Source organism: Paraburkholderia antibiotica (assembly GCF_012927125.1).
In the GTDB taxonomy this organism is placed as follows: Bacteria; Pseudomonadota; Gammaproteobacteria; order Burkholderiales; family Burkholderiaceae; genus Paraburkholderia; species Paraburkholderia antibiotica.
The window spans coordinates 144,238-165,642 of record NZ_JABBFZ010000007.1; the positions used below are offsets into that span (position 1 = coordinate 144,238).

General features: G+C 63.6%; 20 protein-coding genes and 1 pseudogene. 6 read left to right on the top strand and 15 right to left on the bottom strand.

Annotation, left to right across the window (positions count from 1 at the left end; all coding sequences use genetic code 11):
• Positions 1-103 precede the first annotated feature (103 nt).
• From HHL14_RS14705 to flhD, 8 genes and pseudogenes are all read right to left on the bottom strand, one after another.
• Positions 104-2,017 carry a methyl-accepting chemotaxis protein gene (locus tag HHL14_RS14705; protein ID WP_169498346.1) on the bottom strand — a complete coding sequence of 638 codons (1,914 nt, stop codon included), beginning with the start codon at positions 2,015-2,017 and terminating at the stop codon, positions 104-106.
• 25 nt (positions 2,018-2,042) lie between these two features.
• Positions 2,043-2,579: a chemotaxis protein CheW gene (locus HHL14_RS14710; RefSeq protein WP_169498347.1), complete on the bottom strand. Its 537-nt coding sequence runs from the start codon at positions 2,577-2,579 to the stop codon at positions 2,043-2,045.
• A 174-nt stretch (positions 2,580-2,753) separates the two neighbouring features.
• Positions 2,754-5,150: pseudogene (cheA, locus tag HHL14_RS14715) on the bottom strand (chemotaxis protein CheA); the annotation flags it as partial.
• 102 nt (positions 5,151-5,252) lie between these two features.
• On the bottom strand, positions 5,253-5,630 hold the full coding sequence (locus HHL14_RS14720; RefSeq protein ID WP_169498348.1) for a response regulator: 378 nt from the start codon (positions 5,628-5,630) through the stop codon (positions 5,253-5,255).
• Positions 5,631-5,714: 84 nt separating this feature from the next.
• A complete protein-coding gene (motB, locus tag HHL14_RS14725) occupies positions 5,715-6,722 on the bottom strand; it encodes a flagellar motor protein MotB (RefSeq protein ID WP_169498349.1) in 1,008 nt (335 codons plus the stop codon).
• A gap of 21 nt (positions 6,723-6,743) precedes the next feature.
• The gene (gene motA / locus HHL14_RS14730) at positions 6,744-7,604 is read right to left on the bottom strand and encodes a flagellar motor stator protein MotA (RefSeq protein ID WP_169498350.1); all 861 of its coding nucleotides are present in this window, start codon (positions 7,602-7,604) and stop codon (positions 6,744-6,746) included.
• A gap of 134 nt (positions 7,605-7,738) precedes the next feature.
• Positions 7,739-8,371, bottom strand: coding sequence for a flagellar transcriptional regulator FlhC (gene flhC, locus HHL14_RS14735; RefSeq protein ID WP_169498351.1), 633 nt, complete (start codon positions 8,369-8,371; stop codon positions 7,739-7,741).
• Positions 8,371-8,691, bottom strand: coding sequence for a flagellar transcriptional regulator FlhD (gene flhD / locus HHL14_RS14740; RefSeq protein ID WP_169498352.1), 321 nt, complete (start codon positions 8,689-8,691; stop codon positions 8,371-8,373). Before flhD ends, flhC begins: the two co-directional genes overlap by 1 nt.
• 824 nt (positions 8,692-9,515) lie before the next feature.
• Between flhD and HHL14_RS14745 the strand changes: the two genes are divergently transcribed.
• Positions 9,516-10,580: a glycosyltransferase family 4 protein gene (locus tag HHL14_RS14745; protein ID WP_169498353.1), complete on the top strand. Its 1,065-nt coding sequence runs from the start codon at positions 9,516-9,518 to the stop codon at positions 10,578-10,580.
• Positions 10,581-10,868: 288 nt separating this feature from the next.
• Here HHL14_RS14745 and HHL14_RS14750 read toward each other — a convergent pair whose 3' ends face one another.
• Entirely contained in the window at positions 10,869-11,171 is a 303-nt protein-coding gene (locus tag HHL14_RS14750) for an H-NS histone family protein (protein WP_169498354.1), read from the bottom strand.
• A 293-nt stretch (positions 11,172-11,464) separates the two neighbouring features.
• On the opposite strand from HHL14_RS14750, the gene aqpZ reads away from it, so the two are divergent.
• The 3 genes from aqpZ (at position 11,465) to HHL14_RS14765 (ending at position 13,750) form a co-directional block, all read left to right on the top strand.
• A complete protein-coding gene (gene aqpZ, locus HHL14_RS14755) occupies positions 11,465-12,205 on the top strand; it encodes an aquaporin Z (protein ID WP_169498355.1) in 741 nt (246 codons plus the stop codon).
• A 183-nt stretch (positions 12,206-12,388) separates the two neighbouring features.
• Positions 12,389-13,171: a histidine phosphatase family protein gene (locus tag HHL14_RS14760; RefSeq protein WP_169498356.1), complete on the top strand. Its 783-nt coding sequence runs from the start codon at positions 12,389-12,391 to the stop codon at positions 13,169-13,171.
• A 285-nt stretch (positions 13,172-13,456) separates the two neighbouring features.
• Positions 13,457-13,750, top strand: a complete 294-nt coding sequence (locus HHL14_RS14765; protein WP_169498357.1) for a PXPV repeat protein — start codon at positions 13,457-13,459, stop codon at positions 13,748-13,750.
• Positions 13,751-13,947: 197 nt separating this feature from the next.
• Here the strand turns inward: HHL14_RS14765 and HHL14_RS14770 are convergent, their stop codons facing one another.
• Positions 13,948-14,769: a Cof-type HAD-IIB family hydrolase gene (locus HHL14_RS14770; protein WP_169498358.1), complete on the bottom strand. Its 822-nt coding sequence runs from the start codon at positions 14,767-14,769 to the stop codon at positions 13,948-13,950.
• 57 nt (positions 14,770-14,826) lie between these two features.
• Entirely contained in the window at positions 14,827-15,708 is an 882-nt protein-coding gene (locus HHL14_RS14775; protein WP_169498359.1) for a BadF/BadG/BcrA/BcrD ATPase family protein, read from the bottom strand.
• 141 nt (positions 15,709-15,849) lie between these two features.
• Here HHL14_RS14775 and HHL14_RS14780 point away from each other — a divergent pair, with 141 nt between their 5' ends.
• Together HHL14_RS14780 and HHL14_RS14785 are read left to right on the top strand one after the other, a co-directional pair.
• The gene (locus tag HHL14_RS14780; protein WP_169498360.1) at positions 15,850-16,446 is read left to right on the top strand and encodes a DNA-3-methyladenine glycosylase I; all 597 of its coding nucleotides are present in this window, start codon (positions 15,850-15,852) and stop codon (positions 16,444-16,446) included.
• A gap of 464 nt (positions 16,447-16,910) precedes the next feature.
• Positions 16,911-17,336, top strand: a complete 426-nt coding sequence (locus tag HHL14_RS14785) for a hypothetical protein (RefSeq protein ID WP_169498361.1) — start codon at positions 16,911-16,913, stop codon at positions 17,334-17,336.
• A gap of 167 nt (positions 17,337-17,503) precedes the next feature.
• On the opposite strand, the gene rpsU is transcribed toward HHL14_RS14785, so the two are convergent.
• The 4 genes from rpsU to fliD form a co-directional block, all read right to left on the bottom strand.
• On the bottom strand, positions 17,504-17,716 hold the full coding sequence (gene rpsU / locus HHL14_RS14790; RefSeq protein ID WP_006050883.1) for a 30S ribosomal protein S21: 213 nt from the start codon (positions 17,714-17,716) through the stop codon (positions 17,504-17,506).
• Between the two features lie 418 nt (positions 17,717-18,134).
• Positions 18,135-19,076 carry an aldo/keto reductase gene (locus tag HHL14_RS14795; protein WP_169498362.1) on the bottom strand — a complete coding sequence of 314 codons (942 nt, stop codon included), beginning with the start codon at positions 19,074-19,076 and terminating at the stop codon, positions 18,135-18,137.
• 297 nt (positions 19,077-19,373) lie between these two features.
• Entirely contained in the window at positions 19,374-19,673 is a 300-nt protein-coding gene (locus tag HHL14_RS14800; protein WP_169498363.1) for a flagellar protein FliT, read from the bottom strand.
• A 20-nt stretch (positions 19,674-19,693) separates the two neighbouring features.
• Positions 19,694-21,289, bottom strand: coding sequence for a flagellar filament capping protein FliD (fliD, locus tag HHL14_RS14805; protein ID WP_169498364.1), 1,596 nt, complete (start codon positions 21,287-21,289; stop codon positions 19,694-19,696).
• Positions 21,290-21,405: the final 116 nt, after the last annotated feature.

A 21,405-nucleotide genomic window follows, 5' to 3' on the forward strand; every position in this document is an offset into this window, starting at 1 on the left:
CGACAGACGGCCGGCCCGCGACACGCGTTGTCCGCGTGCTTCGATGCGTTGCCCGTCAGCGGGCGCGATGCCGATTGACCGCATGTCGTCGTTCTGCCGTTGCCTAGAAGGTTTCCCAGTCCGCGTCGGAGCCGGCCGTCGTCGGGCTCGCCACGGCAGCACGCGGTGCGGTCGCCGGTTCGGTCGACGCGCGCGGCGTCGCTGCGGCCTGCCTGGGCTTCAGCTTCGGCTTTAGCGCGGATTCGATGCGGGGGGCGGCGTCGAGCGGGGTCGAGTTGCCTGGATGCGTGGTGTGGCTCGCGCTCGCGGTGGTTGCTGCGGACGTTGCACTCGCCGCACTCGCCGCACCCGCCGCTTTCGGCGCGGCCTTCGCGAACTGCACGCTCGCACCGCCGCTCGCCTGAGCCGTCGGTTGCGTACGCGCGGCCGTCGCCAGTGCCGGTGCGGCATGACGCGCCTGCGCCGCGCTCACCTTCCAGCCGCTCAGCACCGCCTGCAACTGGCGCGTCTGATCTTCGAGCGATGCCGCCGCGGCCGCCGCCTGCTCGACCAGCGCCGCGTTCTGCTGCGTCACCGAATCCATCTGCACGACCGCGCGATTGACCTGCTCGATGCCGCCCGACTGCTCTTCCGACGCCGCGCTGATCTCGCCCATGATGTCGGTCACGCGCCGCACCGCCTGGACGATTTCGTCCATCGTCGTGCCCGCGCGGCCGACCAGTTCCGAGCCGCTGTGAACCTTGTCGGCCGAATCGCCGATCAGCTCCTTGATCTCCTTGGCCGCGCTCGCGCTGCGTTGCGCGAGGCTGCGCACCTCGCCCGCGACCACCGCGAAGCCGCGACCCTGCTCACCCGCGCGCGCCGCTTCGACCGCCGCGTTCAACGCGAGAATATTGGTCTGAAACGCGATGCCCTCGATCACGCCGATGATGTCGACGATCTTGTTCGAGCTGCCCGCGATCTCCTGCATCGTCGTGACGACCTGGCTCACCACGTCGCCGCCGCGCGTCGCGATGTCCGACGCGTTGACCGCGAGCTGGCTCGCCTGGCGCGCGTTCTCGGCGTTCTGCCGCACCGTGCTGGTCAACTGATCCATGCTCGACGCGGTTTCCTGCAGCGACGCGGCCTGCTGCTCGGTGCGCTGCGACAGATCGGTGTTGCCCATCGCGATTTCGCGCGCGCCGGTGTCGATCGATTCGGTGCTGCCGTGCACCGCGCGCACCATCGTCGCGAGACTTTCCTGCATCCGTTTGATGCCGGCGAACAGGCGGCCGATTTCATTGCTGCCGCGCACGTCGACCGGGCCCGCCAGATCGCCGGCCGCGATCCGCTCGAAGCACGCGGTCGCGTCGTTCAGCGGTTGCACGATGAGCCCGCGCAGCGCGAAGCGGATACCGACCACCAGCAGCAACGCAAGCACCGTGACGGCGACGATCAGCGTCATCATCAGCGACGCGTTCGCCTGCGCGCTCGCCTGCTGATCGAGCACGCTCTGCTGCAGCGCCTTGATGACCGACGACGCCGCGGCGTCGTAGGCGATGAACATCGGGCTGATCTTCGTGTCGGCGACCGCGTGATAGGCGTCGAGGTTGTTCGCGTTCAGCGCCGTGAATTCCACGTCGACGCCGTCGTGCATCACCGTCGCGCGCTTCGCGAGCACGTCGTCGAGCAAGGCCTGATCGACGACGTGCTTCGGCGCGTCGAGATAGGTCTGCCAGCTCTGGTTGCCCTTGCCGAGCAGTTCCTGCGCGCGATCGAGGACCTTCTTCGCTTCGTCCGCGTTGCCGGCGGCCGTCAGCGTGTTGAAGCGGTCGATCGCGACGCGCGAGCGCAGCAGGTACGCCGACGCGTCATCGAGTGCGTGAATCGCGACCAGCTCGCCGCGCGCGATGCGATCGAGCGAGTCGCTCGCGCGCTTCAACGCGGTGAGTCCGAGCGCGCCGACCACCACGGTCAACGTGACGAGAAGAACCCCCACCATCGTCAGCGAGGTGCGGATCGACCATCTGCTCAACATCCTGATGCTCCGTTGCGGTGTGCGGTTAAACGCCGAGGGTTTCGGTGAGCGCCATTTCCTGGCTGGTCATCAGCTTCTCGATGTCCATCAGGATCAGCATGCGGCCGTCGACGGTGCCGAGGCCCGTCAGGTATTCGGTCGTCAGCGTCGCGCCGAATTCCGGCGCCGGCATGATCTGGTCGACCGCGAGCGTCAGCACGTCCGACACGCCGTCCACCACCATCCCGACCACGCGATGCGCGACGTTCAGGATGATCACGACGGTCTGGTGGTCGTACTCGACGCGGCCCAGATGAAACTTGATGCGCATGTCGACGATCGGCACGATGATGCCGCGCAGGTTGATCACACCCTTGATGAACTCGGGCGCGTTGGCGATGCGCGTCACGCTGTCGTAGCCGCGGATTTCCTGCACCTTCAGAATGTCGATGCCGTATTCTTCCGCGCCGAGCGTGAAGACGAGGAATTCCTGACCGCCGGCGTCGGCCTGCTGCGCGTCGCGGCGACCATTCGTCCCGCTCGCGTTCGCGACGCTCGAATTGATGGATTGGACTTCTGCCACGTTAGCCCCCAAACGGTTGGGATAAGTAAGTTGAGTAGGTGTTGCGTTGTCTGTGCCGGCGACCGGTGCCGCGCGTCACGCGACGCTCAGCGCCTGTTGCTGCGCGTGCTGCGTCGGATGTTGCGTCGGCTGCGCCTGCGTCTGCTTTGCCGGCGCATGGCCGTGCGCCGCATGACCATGCGCGTGACGCGATTCGCGATTCAGCGCCGCGACGTCCACGATCAACGCGACGCTGCCGTCGCCGAGAATGGTTGCCGCGGAAATGCCGTGCACCTTGCGGTAATTCGTTTCCAGATTCTTCACGACCACCTGCTGCTGGCCGACCAGTTCGTCGATCAGCATCGCGAAGCGGCGTCCCTCGGTCTGCATGATCGTGACGATGCCCTGGGTCGGCTCCTGCTTCGCGTCCTGCACGTTGAACACCTCGTGCAGCGCGACGAGCGGCAGATACTCGCCGCGCACGCGCACCACGCGCTCGCCGTTGGCGACCGTGTAGATGTCTTCGGCTTGCGGCTGCAGCGACTCCATCACGAAGTTCAGCGGCAGGATGAAGATCTCGTTGCCGACCTTCACCGACATGCCGTCGAGAATCGCCAGCGTGAGCGGCAACACGATGCGCGTGGTGCTGCCCTTGCCGGCGTGCGACGTGATCTCGACGTGACCGCCCATCGACTGGATGTTGCGTTTGACCACGTCCATGCCGACGCCGCGGCCCGACACGTCGGTGACCTGCTCGGCGGTCGAAAAGCCCGGCAGGAAGATCAGGTTCCAGACTTCTTCGTCGGTCATGGTTTCGCTGACCTGCATGCCCTGCCTGGCCGCCTTCGCGAGAATCTTGTCGCGGCGCAGGCCGGCGCCGTCGTCGCTCACTTCGATGACGATGTTGCCGCCATGGTGTGCCGCCGACAGCACCAGCTGACCGGTCGAATCCTTGCCCGCCGCGCGCCGCGCTTCGACCGTTTCGATGCCGTGATCGAGGCTGTTGCGCACGAGGTGCGTCAACGGATCGATGATCCGTTCGATGAGGCTCTTGTCGAGTTCGGTCGCCTGACCGAAGGTGACGAGTTCGACCTCCTTGCCGAGCTTCGCCGCGAGATCGCGCACGAGACGCGGGAAGCGGCTGAACACGTAATCCATCGGCATCATGCGGATCGACATCACCGCTTCCTGCAGATCGCGCGCGTTGCGCTCGAGCTGCGCCATGCCGTTGAAGAGCCGGTCGTGCAGCGCCGGATCGAACGTGCTGGTGGTTTCCGCGAGCATCGCCTGGGTAATCACCAGTTCGCCGACCAGGTTGATCAGCTGATCGACCTTCTCGACGCCGACGCGAATCGAGCTGCCTTCGCCGCTCGCCGCCGCGGCGGCCGGACGCGCGGCCTTGCGGTCCTGCTCGGCCGGCGCGGCTGCCGCTTTGGCTGTGCCCGGCTGGGCCGCAGCGAATGCTGCAGCAGCCGGTTCGCCGAAGCCGTGCGCGGCATCGCTGACGTTGCCCGCCGCATGCGTGGCGGACGCATGGGTCAACGCGCCGTTTGAAGCGTTGGCGGGCGCAGCGATGTAGGCCGCCGGGGCCGACGATGCTGCGTGTTCCGCGTGACTCGTGGGATGCGCGTACGTCGCGGGTGCGGCGTACGCGTCCTGCACGGTGTGCGCCGGCGTCGGGGCGGCAGCGTCGGGCGTTCCAGGTTCGCCCTGCTGCGCGTCGTCGGCCGGCGCGGTGCCGCGGCTGATCGTGATCTGACTTTCGTCGATCACGAAACAGCACACGGCGATGATGTCGTCGGAGGTTACGTCGGTCGACAACCACAGCATCAGATCGCTGCCGCTCTTGACCTGCCCGACGATATTGCCAAGATTGCCCAGCTCTTCGGCCAGCAGTTCCTGGTCTTTCTCTCCCACGCCCCGTAGCGTAATTTTCAGATGAGGGCCGGCGCCGTCGGCTTGCGCGGCCGCGCCCGCCGTCTCTGCGCTTGCGGCTTGCCCGGTCTGCGCCGGTTCGCCGTCCGTCCATTCGCCCGCCACCAGCACCGCCTGTTCGACGACGTGCTCGGGCGGGGTGCCCTGTTGTTCCTGTGTTGTGGCCGTGCTCGCCGCGACGGCAGCGGCCGGTGCCGATGCAGGCGCTACTGCCGGCGCGGATGCGCTCGCAACCGGCGCCGTTACCGCCGGCGCGCCGCCCATGCGGCTTTCCGCATGCAGCTGTTCGAGCTTCGCGCAGATCGCGCGCGCCACCGCCGCATCGGGCTCGGCGCTCGCGCGGTAATCCGCGAGCTGACCCGACAGCACGTCCTTGGTTTCGAGGAACGTGTCGATCATGTCCTTGCGCAACACGAGTTCGTTGTTGCGCGCGCGATCGAGCAGCGATTCGAGAATGTGCGTGGTCTCGGTGAGCGCGGTGAAGCCGAAGGTCGCCGCGCCGCCCTTGATCGAATGCGCGGCGCGGAAGATCGCCGCGAGGTCTTCGGGATCCGGGTGGGCCACGTCGAGATCGAGCAGCAACTGCTCCATCTGCGCGAGCAGTTCGTCCGCTTCGTCGAAGAACGTCTGATAGAACTGTGTGATGTCGAGTGTCATGCCTGGTTCACCGCGAGGGTTCCTGTCTGGCGTGCGCTGCGGTGCAGCCGCGTCGTCGGGAACTGGTCTGTACTGTGTTTAAGCTGGGTCTGAAGGCCGCGCTCAGGCCGGGTCCGGTTCGGCCAGCGCCGCCACCAGTTCGGTCAGCATGTCCGGGTCGAGCGGCTTCTCGATCCAGCCGGTCGCGCCCGCAGCGCGCGCCGCGTCCTTGAACGGCTCGCCCGATTCCGTCGTGAGGACGAGGATGGGCGTCGCCTGATAGGCCGGGTTGTTACGCAGCGCGGTGATCAGATCGAGGCCGGTCTTGCCCGGCATGTGCTGATCGGTCAGCACCAGGTCGAACGCCATCGCGAGCGCGTTTTCGAGCCCTTCGTTGCCGTCCGCCGCGAGCGTGACCTCGTAGCCGGCGCCCGTCAGCGTGGCGGCAAGGATCTGCCGCATCGATGCCGAATCGTCGATTGCCAGGATGTGCCTGATCATGAAAACCTCGCTGCGCTTCATCTGGGCGCCGCCCGGCTGGGTGCGCCGCTCAGGCGCGCACTCCGGCCCGGCGGCCGCGTTCCGTTACTGGGCCGCCGGCGCGGGCGCCGGCACCTTCGGCGCAGCCGTCGCCGGCTGCGCAAGTTTTTGCAGCAGCGGCCTGGAGCCGGCTGCGTCGTCCGACAGGGTGGTCGTCGTCGAGTCGTCGTGATTGAGCGCCTCTTCCGACTTCCGGTTCAGCACGATGATGCTGATGCGGCGGTTCTCCGGATCGAGCGGATCCGCCTTGTTCAGGTTCTGCGTCGACGCGAGACCGAGCACGCGCATCACCTTCGCTTCGTCCATGCCGCCCGCGATCAGCTCGCGCCGCGACGCGTTCGCGCGATCGGCCGACAGCTCCCAGTTGCTATAACCCTTGTCGCCACCCGCGTACGGCACGGCATCGGTGTGGCCCTGCACGATGATGCGGTTCGGCACGTCGTTCAGCGTGTGGCCGATCTCGCGCAGGATGTCGCGCATGTACGGCTCGACTTCGTCGTTGGCGGTCGCGAACATCGGCCGCTTCTGCGAATCGACGATCTCGATGCGCAGCCCCGTCAGCGTCGAGTCGATGCGGATCTGCTGCTTGAACTGGCGCAGCACCGGGTTGGCCTCGATCGCGGCCATCAGCTTGACCTGCAGGTCGTGCAGACGCACCTGTTCCTGGCGCTCGAGCTCGCCCTGCAACTGCTTCACCGAATCCTCGTTGTTGTGCGACGCGGTGCGCTCCGAGCGATTGTTGCTGCCGTCGGTCGAGCGGGTCACGCCCTGCGCGTCGGTCGAGATGTCGCGGCCGCCGCCCTTCAGGATGCTGGAATCTTCGGCGCTGCGATCGCCGCCCCACAGCGTGATCTTCAGCGGCTGATTGAAGTAGTCGGCAATGCCGCGCAACTGCACCGTGGAGGCCGAGCTGAGCAGCCACATCAGCAGGAAGAACGCCATCATCGCGGTCATGAAGTCCGCGTAGGCGAGCTTCCACGCGCCGCCGTGATGGCCGGACTTTTTCGGCGCGGAGCGCTTGACGACAATCGCGCGGTCTTTGTCCTTGCTCATCGTTTCGTTCCCGCCGCCCTGTTATTTCGCCTTCACGCGACGCACGTGCTCTTCGAGCTCGGCGAACGACGGACGCTCGGTGGAGAACAGCACCTTGCGGCCGAACTCGACGGCAATCGCCGGCGCGTAGCCGTTCAGGCTCGCGAGAATCGTCACCTTGATGCACTGGAACATCTTGGTCGACTCGGTCACGCGCTGCTCCGCGACGCTCGCGAGCGGGCCGATCAGCCCGTACGAAAGCAAAATGCCGAGGAAGGTGCCGACCAGCGCCTGCGCGATCATTTCGCCGAGCACGGCGGGCGGCTTGTCGGCCGAGGCCATCGTGTGCACCACGCCCATCACCGCGGCGACGATACCGAACGCGGGCATTGCGTCGCCGACCTTGGTCAGCGCGTGCGCGGGCGCTTCGCCTTCCTGATGGTGCGTCTCGATCTCCTCGTCCATCAGGCTTTCGATCTCGAACGCGTTCATGTTGCCGCCGACCATCAGCCGCAGGTAATCGGTCAGGAATTCGATGATGTGCTTGTCGGCGAGGATCTTCGGGTACTGCGTGAAGATCGGGCTCTTCGACGGATCGTCGATGTCGGCTTCCAGCGTCAGCGTGCCTTCCTTGCGCGCTTTGGCCAGCAGGACGTACAGGAGCGCCATCAGCTCCATATAGACGTCCTTGTTGTATTTGGCGCCCTTGAACAGGGTCGGGATGACGCGCACTGTCGCCTTGATCGTCTTCATTCCGTTACCGAGAATGAACGCGCCCACACCGGCGCCGGCGATCATCAGCACTTCAACGGGTTGCAGCAGCGCGCCGAGATGGCCGCCTTCGAGCGCATAACCGCCGAAAACGGACAATAGCGTCACGAGTGTTCCCACGAATATCAGCACTGCCGAGCCCTCACAAAAAAGCGACGGTTACCGTCGTTAGTCAGGTTTACGGCAACCGGGCGGAAAACTTTCGGGGGAAAAGAGTCGCGCCGCTCCGGTGTAAACCAGAGGCGTGCGGCCAGCGGTGGCGGCGCTCAGAGATCGGCGATGGCGAGAGGTTCGGCGACGCTGCTCACGGTCCGCTCGACGCCGGCGGCCACGAGCGGCGGCGTCTGCTGTTCGAGCTGCATCGCGACGGCGCGGGTTTGCGCCGCCTTCTTCGTCTTGCCCGCGCGCGACGGCGGCTGGCACAGCCCGCAGACGAACGCGTGCTGCGGATCGTGCGCGTGGGCCACGAAGTTCCCGCTGCAACGGCGGCAGGTACTCATCTGCAGCATCCCCGAGTCGAAGAAGCGCACCAGCGTCCACGCGCGCGTGAGGCTCAGCACGGGTTCGTCGTCGTGCAACTGCACGTGTTCCAGATACAGCCGGTAGCTCTTCACGATCGATTCGATCGCGCGGCAGCCGCCGTAACCGGCCATGAAACGGTAGATGTTGTAGAACAGCGACGAATGAAAGTTCGGCTGCCAGGTCATGAACCAGTCCGTCGAGAACGGCAGCATGCCCTTGGGCGGCGAGACCCCTTTCAGTTCCTTGTACAGCTTGATGAGCCGGTCGCGCGACAGGCTGGTCTCGGCCTCCAGCAGCTGCAGACGCGCGCCGAGTTCGATCAGCTCGATCGCCAGCGTGATTTCGCGGACTTCGAGGACGACACTCTTGATGGCCATCAGCCGAGATGCTCGACCGGCTGGCTCGCCATCAGAATCGCCGAATGCGCCTGCGCGACGGCGCGCGACTTGTCCTTGTCGGCGAGCGCGGACAGCACCGCGTGATCGTCGAAGCGGAAGCGACACAGCATCTGGTTCGACGCCGCGAGCTTGACGGTCTGCGCCAACGACAGATTGGCGAGCACGTCGGCCAGTTGATCTGAAATACCCATGCGAAACATGCCCATCGGCTTGTCTTCGCGCAGCAGACGCTGGGCGAGCAGCAGATAGGACAGGTTAACTTCCCTGATCTCATTGAGCATATCGCTAGTCGTGCTCATGATTTCCCCCCGGTTCGTTTATTCGGCTGGTCAGGCCGCTTTTTGCGGAAACGTTTGCTCGAACGCGCGCACTTGCACCGCGCGAATCGGCTCGTTCCTGTCTTGCGAGCATTGTCCCGAAAGGGGCGGCCGACGAAAATCGGAGAGACACCCAACCTGTTTGACGGATTAATCCGTCATTTCTGTAGGAATTTTTCCTACAGACGCGGCTGCGGCGAAGCCGTAAATGGGATTGAACGGGTGTGGCGCGGGACGCCAGAATGCGCGTTGGGAATGCGTGCTGGAAATTCGAGCGACCGCAGCGTGTACCGGATGGTGAATTTTAGGGACCGGTTCAACGCATCGTTAAAACGGCGAAAAACAATTATAAGACCTTTTCATTTGCCCGCAATCTGGCTAGGTTAGACGACGCTCCCGCTTCTTTCGACCCTCAGGTCCGCCGCTTGCTGCAATGCATCCGGCTTGTCGGGGCGTTTATCGAGCATGCGGAATAACGCTCCCGATAATCGGGAAAGCCTGCGATCCAAGCCGGCCCGCATGCTGTAACGGCCGATGTTTCGCGCTGTAACAACATTAAGCGATTGAAAAATAGCTCGAATTAGCGCGGTCGATCCCGATAATGAAGCTAAGGGATAACCCGATACCAATTCGGAGCACCCTCGGGCGGCGGCAAAACCGCGCCCAACCGTCCGTCTGGCATTCGCTCCTCGCGCCTATTCGAGCGCCCCCGTGCGAAGCCATATTCAGGCAATTTTGATGGGATCGGCGTCAGGCGCGAAGCGTCAACTCTGAGCGCCAACGCCGATCGACACAGGAGAAACCGCATGCGAATCGCACAAATCGCGCCGCTTTACGAAGCCGTACCCCCGAAACTCTATGGCGGCACCGAACGCGTCGTGTCGTATCTGACCGAAGCCCTGGTCGATCTGGGCCACGACGTCACGCTATTCGCGAGCGGCGATTCGGTCACCTCCGCCAACCTGGAGGCTTGCTGGCCGCGTGCGCTGCGACTCGATCCGACGATTCGCGACGCGCTCGCGCCGCACGTGCTGATGATGGAAAAGGTGCGCAAGGTCGCGCACGAATTCGACGTGCTGCACTTTCACCTCGACTACATGCCGTTCCCGCTGTTCACGACGATGGATACGCCGTTCGTGACCACGCTGCACGGCCGTCTCGATCTGCCGGAATTGCAGCCGGTGTTCGATGCGTTCTCGCACGTGCCGGTCGTGTCGATTTCCGATTCGCAGCGCATTCCGCTGCAGCAGGCCAACTGGCTGAACACGATCTATCACGGCCTGCCGGAGCAACTGCTCACGCCGCAGCCGCACAAGAAGCCCGAATACCTGGCTTTCCTCGGTCGCATCTGTCCGGAAAAGCGCGTCGATACAGCTATCAAGATCGCTGCCCAAAGCGGTTTGCCGCTGAAGATCGCCGCCAAGGTGGACAAGGTCGACATGGAGTATTTCAAACGCGACATCGAGCCGTTGCTGTCGATGGCGCATGTGGAATTCGTCGGCGAAATCAACGAGGCGCAGAAGCCCGAGTTCCTGTCGGGCGCGAAGGCGCTGCTGTTCCCGATCGACTGGTCGGAGCCGTTCGGCCTCGTGATGATCGAGTCGATGGCGTGCGGCACGCCCGTCATCGCGTTCAACCGCGGCTCGGTGCCGGAAGTGATCGACCACGGCGTGACCGGCTATATCGTCGAGGACGTGCAAGGCGCGGTGGCCGCGCTGCAACGTCTGGACGAGCTGTCGCGCAGCGAAATCCGCGCGCAGTTCGAACGCCGCTTCAGTTCGAAAACGATGGCCCAGAACTATATCGACGGCTATTCGGCGTTGATTGAAACGCAGCGGCGCCCGGTATTGCGCCAGGTAGCGGTGGGCTAAGCGAGCCTGAAAAAACGGCCGGCGCATTTGCAGCCGGCCGTTTTCAGCGTGTTTTGAACCTTCGCTTTGAACGCTCGAATTACCACTGAATCGTCATCGGAATCGTTTGCGCGAGCGCAAATCGTAGATATCCTGTGACAGGACGAAAAAAAGCCGCCTCGCATGGGCGGCTTTTTTAATGCAGGAATGGTTGCGCTTCCATCCTGCATTAGCGCAGGACCAATAAGCCTCGCGGCAAAAAAACCTTCAGCGCGCTTTCACGCTCCCGCGCGACAGATCGCCACTGGCTCAGGCCGAGCCAATCAAAAAGCGTTCGCGATTCTTGCCGACGATCCACTTGGGTGGTTTGCCGCGTCCACTCCACGTATTGCCCGATTTAGGATCCTGATACTTCGCCGGCAGCGGAGCCTTCTTCGGCGGACGACCGCGCCGGGCCGCGACCGCGAAGCCGAGATCCTGTGCGGACAGCCCGTATTCGGCGATTTTTTGGCGGATGTCAGCGATGACATTGTCAATCTCGGTACGCCGAGCTTCTTCAGCCTGCGCCTGCAATTTGGCGATCTGCGCCTTCAGATCTGCATATTGAGACATTCGGTTCTCCCTTTTCTAGAACTCATTCGACCGCAGACTAACTGTAATTATAAAAATTCGCAATGGCCAATAATACCGGTTTAGCAAGTTTTCCTCTGATAATTATTAAGAAAAGAACCGGTGAAATGTAAAACATCCACTTTATCCTGCAATAGTTTCTAAATCCTGTTGAGATTGACAATTGTTGACACCCGCTTTGTCGATGCCTACCTAGAATTGCGCGCTCAAGGGGCGTATTCGTCGTTATCGATGCGCTCTACTGACGTATCCAATTCTTTTTAGGATCATCAATCATGCAGTTGTCAAAGCGCCTTGTTGCCGAAGTGTTCGGCACCTTCTGGCTCGTGCTCGGGGGTTGCGGTAGCGCGGTCCTCGCCGCGAACTTCGCCGGGCCGGTTCATGGTCTGGGCATCGGCTTCGTCGGCGTGTCGCTCGCGTTCGGCCTGACCGTGCTGACAATGGCCTTTGCGATCGGCCATATTTCGGGCTGCCACCTGAATCCGGCAGTGAGCGTCGGCCTGACCGTCGCCGGCCGCTTTCCGGCGCGCGACCTGCTGCCGTACATCATCGCGCAGGTCATCGGCGCAGTGCTCGGCGCCTTCGTGCTGTCGCTGATCGCATCGGGCAAGCCGGGCTTCGATCTGGTCGCGAGCGGCTTCGCGACCAACGGCTACGGCGAACAATCGCCGGGCCATTACTCGCTCGCCGCTGCGTTCATCTGCGAAGTGGTGATGACGGGCTTCTTCCTGTTCGTGATTCTCGGCGCGACCGACCGTCGTGCGCCGGCCGGCTTCGCACCGATCGCAATCGGCCTGTGCCTCACGCTGATTCACCTGATCTCGATTCCGGTCACCAACACGTCGGTCAATCCGGCACGCTCGACCGGCCCGGCGCTGTTCGTCGGCGGCGCGGCGATCGATCAGCTGTGGCTCTTCTGGGTCGCGCCGATCATCGGTGCGGTGATCGCGGGTGTCGTGTATCCGCTGATTGCCGAAGACCGCAGCGACGCGGCGCGCAAGCTCGCGCTGGATTGATGGTTTGACGGCATGGTTTGACAGAACCGTCGCGTGATCTTCACGCGATCGGCCAAAAAAACGGGCGCTGCGGCGCCCGTTTTCAATTGTGGCGAGCAATGCGCGATACATCGCGCAGCGGCCTCCCTCGGTGAGGCCGCTGCTAGAATCGGGCGACTCCCCAGCCTCGCACAGGTGCAATCGATGAACCGTTTTCGCGGATTTCTGCATGGCGTCGCGCTTTCGCTCGGCGGCTTGTGCGTGAGCGTGTCGCTGGTCCAGGGAGCACAGGCTGCCACGGCGACTGCCACCGCAGCGGCCGCTGCGGCCGCTGCGGCCTCGGCGCCGACCTCGGCCAACGGCAATATCGAAACGCTCGTTTTCGTTCGACACGGCGAGAAGCCCGCGCAAGGCTACGGCCAACTCGACTGCCAGGGCCTCAACCGCGCGCTCGCGTTGCCGGCCGTCATCGCCGCCAAGTTCGGCAAGCCCGATGCGATCTATGCGCCGGACCCCGGCCAAAAGAAAAACGACAGCGGCCATTCGTACTATTACGTCCGGCCGCTCGCGACGATCGAACCCACGGCGATCCAATTCCAGCTGCCCGTGCAAACGCCGTACGGTTTTGCACAGATCGATCAGCTCGGCAATGCGCTCGTCGACCCGGCCAATCGCGGCAAGCTGATCGTGATTGCGTGGGAGCATCGGCTGATCGAGCAATTGCTGCGGCAAATGCTGAGCGCGCATGGTGGCAATGCGGCCGACGTACCGAAGTGGCATAGCAACGACTTCGACAGCATCTATATCGTGCAACTCGACTGGCAGAACGGCACGCCTCGCGCGAGTTTCAAACACGATCGCGAAGGACTCGACGGCCGTGCCACCGATTGCCCTTGCGCAGCATTGCCGGGTGGAGCGGCATCGGCTTCACTACCGGGGGCCGCGAAATCGGCAAATGCGAATGCCTCGGCCAATGCGGCGGATTAATCGGGTAATACAGATGTAAGCCGCAATTACGCGCGCCGCGGAGTAAATCGGCGAGAGGGCATGGCAAACCGATGCTTAGCGCGAATGCGCTCGACCCGATGCCTTATAAGACGGGGTTTCGAGACAGTCGCGGTCCGCCCGTGCGTCGAATGCGTCATATTTTCCGCCTCCTGTCATTGCTTCGACGATGCTTGCAGTCCGTAACATCTCGTCGCAGTCAGCACCGCATCGAGTGCGTACATTGGTCCTGTGCGACACACCTACGTCGCTTCACAGGAGAACCACATGAAACGCATCGTCACTCACTTGCTGGTTGCTGCCGGACTCGCGGCGGGCGCATGCGGTGTCGCGCAGGCGCACACGGATCTGAACGTCGGCCTGTCGCTCGGCGCCCCGGTTTATGCCGCACCCGCGCGCGTTTATGCGGCGCCAGAGCCGGTGTACTACGGCGGGTGGCATCAACGTTACGGGCGCGACTACTACTACCGCGACTATCACCGCTATGACCGCGGCTGGGGCCGTGACGATCATCGTTGGGGTCGCGGCGATCACGGCGAGCATCGCGGCTGGCGCGATTGATCGGCACGGGTGAAGTGACGCTGGTCAGGCTGGCGTAGCGAGAAGGTTCGAGGCTTGGGATTTGGTTCGGGTTTCGGGCTGAGCGCCGCCCATGAACTCGACGAATTGAAATGCCGCGCTACACGAGCCAATGTCAACGGCCCGCATCCACGTAAGCGGATGCGGGCCGTTCTGTTTTCATCGCAAGCGGGAACGACTCAGGACGCGAGTTCGTCGTTGAGAGAAAAAAGCTTGCGCAGATGATGCGCGACGCCTGCCTCGAAGTTGTTGCCGATGCGCGGTACGTGAGGCAGACGCGTGATCAGATCGGGATTGGCGTTGTTCATCATGAACGGATGACCGGCCGTTTCGAGCAGATCGATGTCGTTCATGTTGTCGCCGAACGCGACGCAGTGCGACGCGTCGACACCAAGACGCTCGAGCACGATCTGCAACGCGCGCCCCTTCGATACGTTGGACGTCATCACCTCCAGGCAGTCCGGCAGCGAATACGTCACGTAAAGGCGCTCGCCGAATTCGCGTTCGAGGTTGGCGGCGATCTGCGCGAGATCGGCCGGATCGCCGATGTAAAGCACCTTCGCGATGTCCTCGCCGTGGTGCTTCGGCAGGTCGGTCACTTCATAGGTGAAGCCCGAGTCCTGATGAAACTTCAGCAGGTCGGGCGCATCGCGGTCGATCAGCCAGGCGCTGTCGGCAAACAGATTCACGATCACGCGACCATGCGCGCCGACGATTTCCGGCAGCACGAGACGCTGAACGATCGCCGGCGGCAAATCGTCGGTATGGATAACGGTGTTGTCCGGCGCGTGAATGCGCGCGCCGTTCGACGTGATCAGATATGGATTGATGCCGAGCAGGTCGCGAATTCCCGCGACGTCGCAGTAGTGCCGCCCCGTGGCGATCACGAACTGCAGGCCGTCGCTTTCGAGCTTGCGCACCGTGGCAACCGTGAACGGATCCACCTGGTGGTCGGCGTTGAGCAGTGTGCCGTCGAGATCCGTGGCGATGACTTTGTACATGGTGGAGGCGGACGGCCGAACCGTCAGTGCAGCGTCAAAGTGCGTATTTTACAGGTCTCACCCCGCAAGCCGCGCCGCCTCCCGGCGCGCCAGCTGCAATCCACCGTGCGCCGAATCCGCGAGCGGCTCGCGCAGCCTCGCCTGATAGATCGACGGCACGTACTCGCGCAGCGGCGCGCCGAGGCCGCCGCACAACACGACGGGCAACGCGCCCGTGGCATCCAGCGCGGCAATCATCTTGCCCACCTCGGCGCCCGCTTCGCCGAGCAGCCGCGCCACGAACGGATGCTCGCGATAAGCGATCACGATCGGCGCGAGTCGCGCATAAGCGGTCTGATTGGCCGCGCACAACCACACGACGAGGCTGTCACGATCCTGCGCGCCGGTATGCGCGAGCAACGCATGCACGAGATCGTCGACGGGCACGCGGCCATCGAGCGCCTGCTGTGCATGGACGATCAACCTGAGGCCGAGCCATGCGCCGCTCGCTTCGTCGCCCGATGGAAAACCATAGCCGCTCGCCATCCGGAATTCGCCGTCGCTTGCGAGCGAGGCGGCCACGCTACCCGTGCCCAACGCGACGATCACGCCGGGCGCGCCGTCGTGCGCGCCGAGCAAGGTCGTATAGGCATCGCTTTCGACCACAAGGCCAGCCAACCGCGGCGCGTGAGCGTGGAATTCGGCGAGCCAGTCGCGATTGTTGACGCCGGCCAGCCCACAGCCGAGCACGCAGCGCGACCAGTCCAACGCGATACCGGCGCGGTCGAACGCTTCGCCACACGCGGCCTGAATGGACTGCCACGCGAGCGGAATGCCGAGCCCGAGTCCCGACGGCCCGCTCGCTGCCTGCGCGAGTTCGCGCCCCTGGGCGCCGCCGAGCACGACGCGCGTGCCGGTGCCGCCGCCATCGACACCGATCAGAAAGAGGTCATGGTTCATCGAATCGAATGAGTTTCGTGGGTGAATAGCGCATAGCGTGGCAGGTCAATAACGCTCCCGCAATTAGCCGAATGGCCAGGCTTGCGGCGCACGATGCTTCAGCTATGCTGACGAACCACCTGACCATGCGGGAGCGCGACAGTGACACAACGATGCAACTGGGTATCGAGCGAAGCGCTCGCACAGTACCACGACAGCGAATGGGGCGTGCCCTCGCGCGACGATCAACACCTGTTCGAGATGCTCGTGCTCGAAGGCGCGCAGGCTGGCCTGTCGTGGTCGACGATACTCAACAAGCGAGCCGGCTACCGCCGCGCGTTCGCCGACTTCGATATCGACAAGGTCGCGCGCTTCACGCCGAAGCATGTGGACGCGCTGGTCGCGGACGAAAGCATCGTGCGTCATCGCGGCAAGATCGAAGCGGCCATTCTCAACGCGCGCGCCGTTCAGCAGATTCAGGCGGAGCATGGTTCGCTCGCGAACTTCGTGTGGTCGTTCGTCGACGATACGCCGATCCAGAACGAGTGGGCTTCGTACAAGCACGCGCCGGCCTCGACGGACATCTCGGACGCGTTGAGCAAGGCGCTCAAACGCTACGGCTGCAAGTTCGTCGGCTCGACGATCTGCTATGCGTTCATGCAGGCGGTCGGCATGGTCAACGATCACGAGACGACCTGCATGTGCCGGGCGCATTGTGTGTCGCTGGGCAAGAAAGGGGGGCGTCGTAAAGCCCGGTGAGGTAGACGCGTTTTTTGCGCCGTTTTTTGCTGCTTTCTTTACTGCGATGTCCGAGCTGCCTGATATGTGGGTCTGATGACCTGAACGCGGCCTCGAGAAACAAAACGCGCAAGTGGGCTCGTGCGTGACACGGCCCCCGCCATTCGCCGTGCGCTCTGCTACGCCGGTTGCCGCACGCCGCCGCGCGGCAACCGGCAAACGGCAGACGCCCCAGTCGTCGAGCCAACGCAGTCATTTCCCCACGCTTATCCGGTAAAGCCCCCCTGCACTTCGTTTGCAGGTCGGTCGTTATACGGTTATCAGCGCTGCGCGACAACGCGCAGGCAAAGCGGGGAATTGAAGCCTTTTCGCGACGCTAGTCCGCGTTTCGCCAGGCGCCGGGCGGTGGATACTGGTCGTGACTGGCATCGCACGGTGCGCGTTCGACAACAAAAAGCCGCCGCTCAAGGCGCGGGAGACCAACCATGAAAACATTCAGCTTCCTGAGCCATCAGCACATCTTCGATCAGGCGGTCACCCACCTGTTCGAGCAGAAGCGCGCCGCGTTGCTGCCGAGAGGCGGCGGCGCTTATCGCGGCTACTGCGGAGGTTGCCCGGTCGGCAGTTTCATCAAGCCGCGCGACTATATGACGGCGATGGAAGGCGTACCGGTGCGCTTTATCGGCAAAGCGCCGGCGGAAGTGCCCGCTTATATGGATGTCGGCGTGGCTGCGCTGAAGAAAGCGCTGCTGCGCGCGCGCATCAATGTGTACGACGCGGTGACCATCGATCTGCTCAGTTGCCTGCAAAACGTGCACGACGTCTTCGGCACATGGGAATGGCGCGAGCGACTCGGTTCGATCGCCCGGGAATTCAGCCTGTCCGCCGACCGACTGAAAAGCGCGGCCTAAAAACGGCTTGGGAATGGAAGCCTGAAGCAGCCAGAAAGCCCGGTCTGATTGACCGACTCCGGCGCGGGCGACGCATTCGCAGACAGCGCGGACGCCCCAAAAGCAAAACGGCGATGTGGCTTCTTTCGAAGCTCACACCGCCGTTCGGCGTGTGCAAAAAAGCGTGCTTAGTGCAGCTTTTTCGGCAGCATCTGGCTGCGCAGACGCTTGTGCAGGCGCTTAACAGCAGCAGCCTTCTTGCGCTTACGAGCCGTGGTCGGCTTTTCGTACGACTGGCGCTCACGCAGTTCAGCGATCAGGCCATTCTTTTCGATTGCGCGACGAAAGCGGCGAATTGCCACTTCGAACGGCTCGTTTTCCTTCAGAAGAATCGTCGTCATGTAATTCCTAACTCAATCACTAGATACGGGTTTAATTGCATGGCAGTAACCGCTGGGGTCACCACTCACGCGCCGGCTCTCCGGTCGCTCCGATTCATGGCCAGTAACAGGCAAACGCGAGGTTGATGGACAACCCCGGCCAAACCACGAATGAAGCGAGAGGCAATCGGCCACGGAGGCCGGAAAAGAGAGGTGGGGAGTTCACCGCGGAACGCGGACAGACGTAATGCAAAAGCCGCGTCTGTTGCCGTTTCGCCAACCTTTCATCAATGAAAAATACTGACGAAACAGGCAAAGATCTCAATTCACTCCCGATGATATCAGGAAACTCTCCATCCTACCAGGGGTTTAGCGATTGCGCCAGGCCTTTCCCGGGGCCATGGCGCAACCAAGCCGCGACGAACCGCCCTGCCCGCGCTCAGGCGCTCGCTTCGTCCAGTTCGCGGACGTCGGCGGCGCTCAGCGAGAGCCGGACGGCATCGGCGAGGCTCTTCAACTGCTCGACCGACGTCGCGCTCGCAATTGGGGCCGTAACACTGGGTCGCGCGATCAACCAGGCGAGCGCAACCGCGGCCGGCGTACTGCCGTGCCGCTCGGCGACGCGATCGAGCGCGCCGAGAATCCGTAACCCGCGCCCGTTCAGATATTTCTCGACCCGGCTGCCGCGCGCCTTGCCGGCCAGATCGGCCTGGCTGCGGTACTTGCCCGACAGGAAGCCGCTCGCGAGGCTGTAGTACACGACCACCCCAAGCTGATTCGCAAGCGCCACCGGCTCGGTGTCGCGCTCATATTCGGCGCGGTTGTACAGATTGTATTCGGGCTGCAACAGCTGATATTCGGGCAGCCCGTGCTGGCGCGATACCGCGAGCGCTTCCTCGACGCGCGCGCCGCTGTAATTGGACGCGCCGATCACTCGCACCTTGCCTGCCTCGATCAGCTTCTGGTACGCACCGAGCGTTTCGGCGAGCGGCGTGGCGGTGTCGTCGTCGTGGGAAAAATAGATGTCGATGTAATCGGTTTGCAGGCGCCGCAGCGAATCTTCCACGGCTGCCTGGATGTTCGCGGCCGACAGCCCCTTGCGCTGCGGATGCTTCGACACCTTGGTCGCGAGCACGATGTGCTCGCGCTTGCCGCTCTGGCGGAACCATTTGCCGAGAATCGTCTCCGATTCGCCGCCCTGGTTGCCCGGCACCCAGGCGGAGTAGACGTCGGCGGTATCGATGAAATTGAGTCCTGCGTCGACGAACGCGTCGAGAATCGAAAACGACGTCGCTTCGTCGGCGGTCCAGCCAAATACATTGCCACCGAACATCAGCGGCACGACCTGCAATTCGGAACGGCCAATCCTGCGCTTCTGCATGATTTCTCCCGGGTCTTTGAGAAAAAGCAGCATACGCCGGCTTTTCAATGCCTGCAGCGCGTCGGGAGTAGGGGTACGGAGGGGATTTTTTTTGCGGACTCAGTCCGCCATGACGGGCGCGCGAGCGCCGTGCGACTCATGGAACCAGCGCGACTTCATTCAGGCAAAACAAGGCAAGGCGCGGTAAAACGAGCGCAATACGATCAACGCATCAACGCGCGCGCCCAGCAGACGGCCACGCGCCCTCGCGTAGACGCTGCTCCGCATAGACGCTGCATCCACCGATGCCAACCACCTTCAGAACTGCGCGACCCGCTGATACAGGTTCACATTGCGGGTCGCCTGCATCGCCGCCCGATACTCGGTGTCCAGCTCGGTCTGCGCGAGACGGGCTTCGGCGGCAATTCGCGCGTCGATCGCATGAACCTCGCGGAGCACCTCGAGCGCGGCATCGGTCTGCTGCGCGGACAGCGACATGAGCAGCGGCGAGCGCTCGCCGGCCAACTGCGCCGCCCGCTCCCATTCGGCGACTGCGGCAGCCTGCTCGATAGACTTGGTGAGTTGCCAGATGCGATCGATGAGCGTCGTGGATTCCATGTCGTCAGCTCCTGTGCCGCTTAGTTCTTGTTGGTCGCCAGCGCGCCGGCGCTGTTCGTCCCGCCGAAGAGCTGCGTCAGATATTGCGAGTTGTTGTTCATCGTCGCCATCAGCGTGTTCAGCGCCGTGAACTGCGCGGTGTACATGCTCGTGAGCTGTGCCTGATAGTCCGACAGCGACGACTGTTGCGTCGACAGGCTGGTCAGGTCCGAGTTGAGCGCGTCGGTGCGGTTCGCGATGACGCCGGTGCTCGACAGGTAGCTCGTGATGTTGGCGTTCAACTGTTCCGCCACGCCATTGGTGGAGTTGAACAGCGTCGCCACCGTCGATTGTTTGTTCTGCAGCGCGCTGTTCAGCGTGTCGCTGTCGACCGACAGCGAGCCGTCCGCGCCCAGCGTAATACCGATCGCCGCGAGGCTCGTCGTCGTGTTATTGCCCTTCACGCCCGTCGCCACGATCGAAGCCAGCTGGTTCTGGATCATGTTCAGCGTCGAGTCGCCGAGCAGCACGCCCTGGGAAGTCGACGTCGAACTGTACGAGGTCAGCGTGCCCATCGTCGTGACGAGCGTGTTGTACAGCGTCACGAACTGGTTGATCGTGCTGGCCTGCGAGGTGGTGTCCTGCGCAACCGTCAGCGTCTGCGGCGACGAACCCGTCGTGTCGACGGAGGCCGCCGACAGATTCAGCGTGATACCGGACAGCGCCGAGGTCACGGTGTTCGTCGAGCTGGTCACGCCGGTGCCGTCGATCGTGAAATAGGCGTCTTGCGCGGCCGTCGTCTGGGTCCAGTAAGCGGTGCTGGTCGCGCCCGTCGATGTGCCGTCGTTGAGCGTGGACTGATTCGCCTTGAGCTGCGCGGTGGTCGCGCTCGCGTTGCCGCTCAGCGACGTCCCCTTGTTGCTCGACACGGCCAGGTTGTTCAGTGCGTCGCTCGACGTGGAGTCGCTGATCTGGACGCTGATCGCATTCGACGAACCCGTCGAGGTCGAGTGCAGCACGAGGTGAGCGCCGTCCGCGCCGTTGACGACCGTCGCCGTGATGCCTGGGTTGTTGCTCGCGCTGTTGATCGCCGCGGCGATGCCGGACACCGTGCTGTTGGAGCTATCGAGCGAAATCGTCGTGCTCGCGCCGCCGACCGACAACGTCATCGTGCTCGACCCCGTGGCGAGCGCCTTGGTCGCGCTATAGCCTGACGACGTCAGCACCTGCGCGGTCGCGACCTGGGCCACGTCGACCGAATAGGAGCCTGCCACCGCGCCGCTGGCGGCCGTCGCCGTCAGGCCGCTGCCGCTCGCGGTCGCCGTGAAATCGTTGACGGTCGAGCCGTTGGCGAGCGAAGTCAGGCTCGCCTGCAGCGCGGAAAGCGCGGCGGAGAGCGTGCCGTACGCGGAGATTTCCGTGTTGTCCTGGGTCGTCTGCGCGGCGAGGCTCGCGGCCTGCCCGGCGATCTTCGAGTTGACGAGCGCGGTGACGAGCGAGCTCACGTCCATCGACGAATTGCCGGTCGAACCGCTGATGACCGACTGTGCGGCTTCCTGCAATGCAGCGTTGGTCGCGGCAGTGGTCGTCGCGACAGTACTGGCGATCGTACTTGCGGTCGAGGATACGGTGGACATGGACGGGCTCCGGGTTTCGGCGATGCCGGGTAAATCGGTTCGAGTCTGTAAAACGGGAATCGGGAGGCAAGCCTCCCGACCGGTTTGCGTTCCGCGCGCCGGGTAGGGCGAACGGG

Excerpts from the sequence above, each read along its gene's own strand:
- HHL14_RS14775 (WP_169498359.1), bottom strand. The coding sequence starts at position 15,708 with ATGAACCATGACCTCTTTCTGATCGGTGTCGATGGCGGCGGCACCGGC.
- motB (WP_169498349.1), bottom strand. The coding sequence starts at position 6,722 with ATGAGCAAGGACAAAGACCGCGCGATTGTCGTCAAGCGCTCCGCGCCG.
- HHL14_RS14705 (WP_169498346.1), bottom strand. The coding sequence starts at position 2,017 with ATGTTGAGCAGATGGTCGATCCGCACCTCGCTGACGATGGTGGGGGTT.
- HHL14_RS14750 (WP_169498354.1), bottom strand. The coding sequence starts at position 11,171 with ATGTCTCAATATGCAGATCTGAAGGCGCAGATCGCCAAATTGCAGGCG.
- HHL14_RS14765 (WP_169498357.1), top strand. The coding sequence starts at position 13,457 with ATGAAACGCATCGTCACTCACTTGCTGGTTGCTGCCGGACTCGCGGCG.
- HHL14_RS14745 (WP_169498353.1), top strand. The coding sequence starts at position 9,516 with ATGCGAATCGCACAAATCGCGCCGCTTTACGAAGCCGTACCCCCGAAA.
- HHL14_RS14795 (WP_169498362.1), bottom strand. The coding sequence starts at position 19,076 with ATGCAGAAGCGCAGGATTGGCCGTTCCGAATTGCAGGTCGTGCCGCTG.
- HHL14_RS14800 (WP_169498363.1), bottom strand. The coding sequence starts at position 19,673 with ATGGAATCCACGACGCTCATCGATCGCATCTGGCAACTCACCAAGTCT.
- flhC (WP_169498351.1), bottom strand. The coding sequence starts at position 8,371 with ATGGCCATCAAGAGTGTCGTCCTCGAAGTCCGCGAAATCACGCTGGCG.
- rpsU (WP_006050883.1), bottom strand. The coding sequence starts at position 17,716 with ATGACGACGATTCTTCTGAAGGAAAACGAGCCGTTCGAAGTGGCAATT.
- HHL14_RS14760 (WP_169498356.1), top strand. The coding sequence starts at position 12,389 with ATGAACCGTTTTCGCGGATTTCTGCATGGCGTCGCGCTTTCGCTCGGC.
- fliD (WP_169498364.1), bottom strand. The coding sequence starts at position 21,289 with ATGTCCACCGTATCCTCGACCGCAAGTACGATCGCCAGTACTGTCGCG.
- HHL14_RS14785 (WP_169498361.1), top strand. The coding sequence starts at position 16,911 with ATGAAAACATTCAGCTTCCTGAGCCATCAGCACATCTTCGATCAGGCG.
- HHL14_RS14770 (WP_169498358.1), bottom strand. The coding sequence starts at position 14,769 with ATGTACAAAGTCATCGCCACGGATCTCGACGGCACACTGCTCAACGCC.
- HHL14_RS14720 (WP_169498348.1), bottom strand. The coding sequence starts at position 5,630 with ATGATCAGGCACATCCTGGCAATCGACGATTCGGCATCGATGCGGCAG.
- flhD (WP_169498352.1), bottom strand. The coding sequence starts at position 8,691 with ATGAGCACGACTAGCGATATGCTCAATGAGATCAGGGAAGTTAACCTG.
- aqpZ (WP_169498355.1), top strand. The coding sequence starts at position 11,465 with ATGCAGTTGTCAAAGCGCCTTGTTGCCGAAGTGTTCGGCACCTTCTGG.